Source organism: Roseiarcus sp. (genome assembly GCF_052145395.1).
In the GTDB taxonomy this organism is placed as follows: Bacteria; Pseudomonadota; Alphaproteobacteria; order Rhizobiales; family Beijerinckiaceae; genus Roseiarcus.
The window spans coordinates 1-4,540 of the sequence record NZ_JBKQOT010000518.1 but is presented as its reverse complement, the minus strand read 5'-3'; the positions used below and the strand labels follow the sequence as shown (position 1 = coordinate 4,540).

Here is a 4,540-nt window from a genome sequence, read left to right as displayed (position 1 = left end):
ATGGTGCCCAGGGGCGGAATCGAACCACCGACACTGCGATTTTCAGTCGCATGCTCTACCAACTGAGCTACCTGGGCGCCGGGCGGCGCTCGGAGGCGCCGACGGTCCGCGCTTATAGGCGCCGGGGGTGGGGTTGTCCAGAGAGGAGGTGACGGATTTTTGGCGTTCGGCTAAGCTCGCAATTCGACGCGCGCAACGCCTTGAATCGGCCTCAGTCGCTTGGGCATAGCGGGCGTGGCGGCTCGTCCATCCGGTGGAGATCCATGCGTATCGTTCCTCTCGGCTCCCTCCTTCTCGCCTGCGCCGGCGCCATTGCCGGACCGGCTGCGGCCGCGGATCTTCCCAACGCGCCGGAGAACTATCCGGCCCTGTCGCCAGGACCTGCCCAGCCGGAATGGAACCCGTGGTCAGGGCTCTCCGTCGGGGCCGGAGTCTCGGCCTGGGGAGGCAAGGGCGTGAAAGGCGGCGCCGGGGCCGACGGCTATATCGGATACGACCATGTCTTCGACAACGGCGTCGTGGTCGGGGTGCGCGCCGAGAGCGGCTATGGACCCTTCTTGTGGTCGACGCCGCGCGGGTTCAGTCAGTTTACCGGGACGGCTTACGCCGGCGGCGAGGCCACCGTCGGCTATCGCATGGGACAACTCACGCCCTATCTGATCGCTGGCGTGGACCTCGCGCGTCCGACCGCATTTGGGAGCGCCAATCCCCTCGATGCGGTCAACGCGGTCTTCTCCGGCCCGGGCGCGGTCCAGGCTGTCGGCACGGTGGGCATGGGCTTCACCTACCAGGTCACCCCGAATTTCGCGGTCGGCATGGAAGCGCGGGTCTACAAGGCCAACAACCCCAACAATGGGCTGGCGCCGCTTCCCTATTGAGCCTGCCGCCCATGTTGCTTTCGGCCGGGCGACGCGCTACCCCCGGCCCCGTCGTCATCCTCCCGCCGAATGATCCCACATGCTTGAGTTATCCCGCCGAGCGCTGGTTGTTGGCGCCGCAGCCCTTGCGAGCGCGCCCTTGGTTCCGCCTGCCGTCGCCCAGAGCGACGCTCCCCAGGGCGGGGCGACGACGCCTTTCGGCTATCAGGACGTCGTGAAGCGCGCGCGCGACCTCGCCGCGGCGCCCTATGACCCAACCGTGCCGGCGCTGCCCGACGGCCTCGCCAACCTCGACTACGACGCATGGCGCGACATCCGCTTCAAGTCGGACAAGCCGCTGCTGGGCCAGCAGCTCAACGCAACGTTCCGGCTCGAGCTCTTCCACCTCGGCCACCTCTACAAGCGCCCGGTCGTGATCAATGTGCTGCGCGACGGCATCCCGGCGCCGATCCCGTACACGACGAGCCTGTTCGACTACAGGCGCAACAAGGTCGACGCCAACCTGCCGATCAACCTTGGCTTCGCCGGATTCCGGCTGAAGTTTCCGATCAACACGCCGCACGTCTGGGACGAGGTCGTGGCATTCCTCGGGGCGAGCTATTTCCGCTTCCTCGGCCGCGGCCAGCGCTACGGCCTGTCGGCGCGCGGCCTCGCCATCGGCGGCGGCCTCAGGCTCAACGAGGAGTTTCCCTACTTTCGCGAGTTCTGGATCGAGACGCCGGCGCCGAACGCCGAGACGATCGCCATCTACGCGCTTCTCGACGGCGAGTCGGCGACCGGCGCCTTCCATTTCGACCTCGTTCCGGCGCAGGAGACCTATATCGAGGCCAGCGTGACTTTGTTCGCCCGCAAGGCGATCCCGGCGCTCGGTCTCGCTCCGCTCTCGTCGATGTTCTTCGTCGGCAAGAACGACCGGCGCTTCTCCGACGACTTCCGCAGCGAGCTGCACGACTCGGACGGCCTGTTCATGCATACGGGCGCCGGCGAATGGATCTGGCGGCCGCTCAGCAACCCGGCCAATCCGGCGTTGTCGGTGTTCCTCGACCGCGACCCGCGCGGCTTCGGCCTCCTGCAGCGCGACCGCAATTTCAGCGACTACCAGGATCTCGAGCTCGCCTACGAGTTGAGGCCGAGCTACTGGATCGAGCCGCGCGGAGATTGGGGCGAGGGCCAGGTGGAGCTCTTGGAGCTGCCGACCAGCGACGAGACCAACGACAACGTGGTGGCGATCTGGGCCCCCAAGGACGGGCTCGACGCCGCCAAGTCGCTGACCTACGCCTACCGGATCACGGCGCTGACCATGGATCAGGTCCTGAGCCCCGGCGGACGGGCGGTCGCAACCTTCCGCGTCGCCCCCCGCGCGCTCGGCGCGCCCGAATCGCCGCCCCCGGGAGCGACCCGGTTTTTGATCGATTTCGCCGGCGGCGAACTCTCCTACTATATGAGCGACCCGTCGCTGGTGGAGACGATCGCCACGACCTCGAACGGCAAGATTCTGCGCACCTTCCTCACCCCCAACGCCCATACCCGCGGTTTCCGCGCCGGCGTCGACGTCGCGGTCGACCCCGGCCAGAGCACGGACCTGCGCGTGTTCCTGCGCTCGGGATCGAAGGCCCTGACCGAGACCTGGACCTATCCCTGGCGGGCGTGAGGGGAGGGCGGGGCGGCAGGCCCGGAAAGGCGCCATCTTTGGCCGTTCATCGGCGCGCCCCAGCGCGGGAGGAGGGCGCGCGCCGGCAGCTGTTCACGCCGGCACGCGGGTCGCTCCCTTCGCAGACCGCTTCACCCCGTCCCGCCGGAAAGCGTCGGCGCCAAACCGAACGCCATCGCGACGCCGACGGCGAGCGCTGCGACGCCGGCGATCCGGCCGATGAGCCGGCCGCCGGGCGCGAGCTTTTCGATCAGCACGACGATCGCCAGCAGCGCGACCCAGGCGAGGTTCATTACGCCGAACACGAACAGCAGCGCCATCAGCATGGCGCAGCAGCCGAGGCAATAGAGGCCGTGCGAGAGCCCGAGCCGCGCGGCGCCCGCGAGGCCGGGCCGCCACAGCCGCATCAGGAACGACAGCGGCGACCGGCATTTTTCGAGGCAGGCGGTCTTGAGCGGCGACACCTGATAGAGGCCGGCGGCGATCAGGAGGGCGCCGCCGATGCGCTGGTCGCCGAACGCGAGCCCCATGTCGGAAATCGCGCCCGACTTGACCAGCGCCCACTGGATCAGCGCCGCGACGGCGGAGAAGCCGCCCCAGACCGCGAGGTAGAATCCGGCGAAAGCCGTGGTCGAGGCGAACACGCCGCCCTGCTCGCGGGCTCCGCGCGCCAGTTTCCCGTAGAGCAGGATCATCGGCGCAGCCGAGGGCAGCATCATCGCCACCATCATGATGAGCCACATGAGGAAGGCCTCGGCCAGATAGGCGGCCGGCGTGGCGGTGGTCGCCATCGGCCCGCCTTCCATCTCCATATCCTTCATGTCCATGGCGGCCATCGCGTCGTCCCAGGCCGCCATCGCGACGTGATCGCGCCAGAGCCAGAAGCAGGCGAGAGCGACCAGAACCGCAAGGCACCCTCCGACGATCCACCGGTCGCGGATGAGCGCCCGCTCGAGCGCGAGGTCGGACATGGCGCAGACCCCGTCGTCTACACGACGCCGTTCGCGGTCATGTGCAGGTCGTAGACGTGGGAATGCGAGTTTGCGAGGGTCAGCTTGATCGGCCCGTCCGCTCTGGTGCTCCCGCTGGCGTATTCCGCCTGATGATATTCGAACCCCTCGGGCAGATGCACGCTGACACGATGCTCATGCCCGGAGACCGGATTGCGAATAGGCTCGATCGAGGTGTCGATGACGCCGGGGATGCGCACGCGGCCGATTCGCTTGTCGAGGTCGAGGTAGAATTCGATGGGCGCGAACACCGGGTCGTGCATCTTGGCGAAGGTCGGGGCGAAGACGTTGAAGATCGTCGCGCCGGGCGCGGTTTCCTTCCCCGACACAATGGTCAGGAGCGCGTTGCGCTGCGCCTCGGTCGCGTGATCGCTGATGACGAGGAACGCCTCGCCGTTGCCGTAATGGATCGCGCCGGGCCAGGCGAACATGCCGCAAAAGGCGAGCCCGCTCAGATCGACGTCGCCGAAGTGCCCCTTTTCGATCTTGACCGCGGTCATCGCTCGGCAGTCGCCGTGCGTCGGGAGCGTATTGAACTGGCAGGGACAGCCGAAATCGCAGTTGCAATTGGCGATCGAATGACCCTGCATCGACCAGTCGACATAGGCCATCGCAGTCTCCTCCCTCCGCGCGCCGGTCGGCGGCGTCGCGGAAAAAGCCAGCGGCGGACATGCGCCCGCGATCGTTTCGTCCGGTTGCGGCCATTGTTCACGCGAAATTACGCCAATTTCAGGTCGGACCATCGCCGCACTGTGCTCCGCCGGCCGCAGACCGGCGCCGCCGGGCCGGGTCCTGGCGAATTGACGAAAACGTCGCGGTGTTCGGATCGATCTACGGGCGAGCGTCAGCCGCCCACGAAAAAGGGCGCCCGGAGCTCATGAATCCCCTCATTTTCGCGGGACTCGAAAGGGCCTGAATTTGAGAGTCTCCGCTTTGCCGGATGGAGAATCAGCCGGCTGGGGGACGTATGCGCGCGCCGAAGGAGCGATTTGATTTTGTTC

General features: G+C 67.3%; 4 protein-coding genes and 1 tRNA gene. 2 read left to right on the top strand and 3 right to left on the bottom strand.

The window, feature by feature from the left end; translation table 11 throughout:
• Window position 1: 1 nt before the first annotated feature.
• Window positions 2-77: transfer RNA gene (locus tag ACLP25_RS17915), tRNA-Phe, on the bottom strand.
• A 186-nt stretch (window positions 78-263) separates the two neighbouring features.
• On the opposite strand from ACLP25_RS17915, the gene ACLP25_RS17910 reads away from it, so the two are divergent.
• Together ACLP25_RS17910 and ACLP25_RS17905 are read left to right on the top strand one after the other, a co-directional pair.
• A complete protein-coding gene (locus tag ACLP25_RS17910) occupies window positions 264-878 on the top strand; it encodes an outer membrane protein (RefSeq protein ID WP_442470529.1) in 615 nt (204 codons plus the stop codon).
• A 139-nt stretch (window positions 879-1,017) separates the two neighbouring features.
• Window positions 1,018-2,529, top strand: coding sequence for a glucan biosynthesis protein (locus ACLP25_RS17905; protein WP_442470528.1), 1,512 nt, complete (start codon window positions 1,018-1,020; stop codon window positions 2,527-2,529).
• A gap of 131 nt (window positions 2,530-2,660) precedes the next feature.
• On the opposite strand, the gene ACLP25_RS17900 is transcribed toward ACLP25_RS17905, so the two are convergent.
• Window positions 2,661-3,500, bottom strand: coding sequence for a DUF2182 domain-containing protein (locus tag ACLP25_RS17900; protein ID WP_442470527.1), 840 nt, complete (start codon window positions 3,498-3,500; stop codon window positions 2,661-2,663).
• A 17-nt stretch (window positions 3,501-3,517) separates the two neighbouring features.
• The gene (locus tag ACLP25_RS17895; protein ID WP_442470526.1) at window positions 3,518-4,150 is read right to left on the bottom strand and encodes a DUF1326 domain-containing protein; all 633 of its coding nucleotides are present in this window, start codon (window positions 4,148-4,150) and stop codon (window positions 3,518-3,520) included.
• Between the last annotated feature and the right edge of the window lie 390 nt (window positions 4,151-4,540).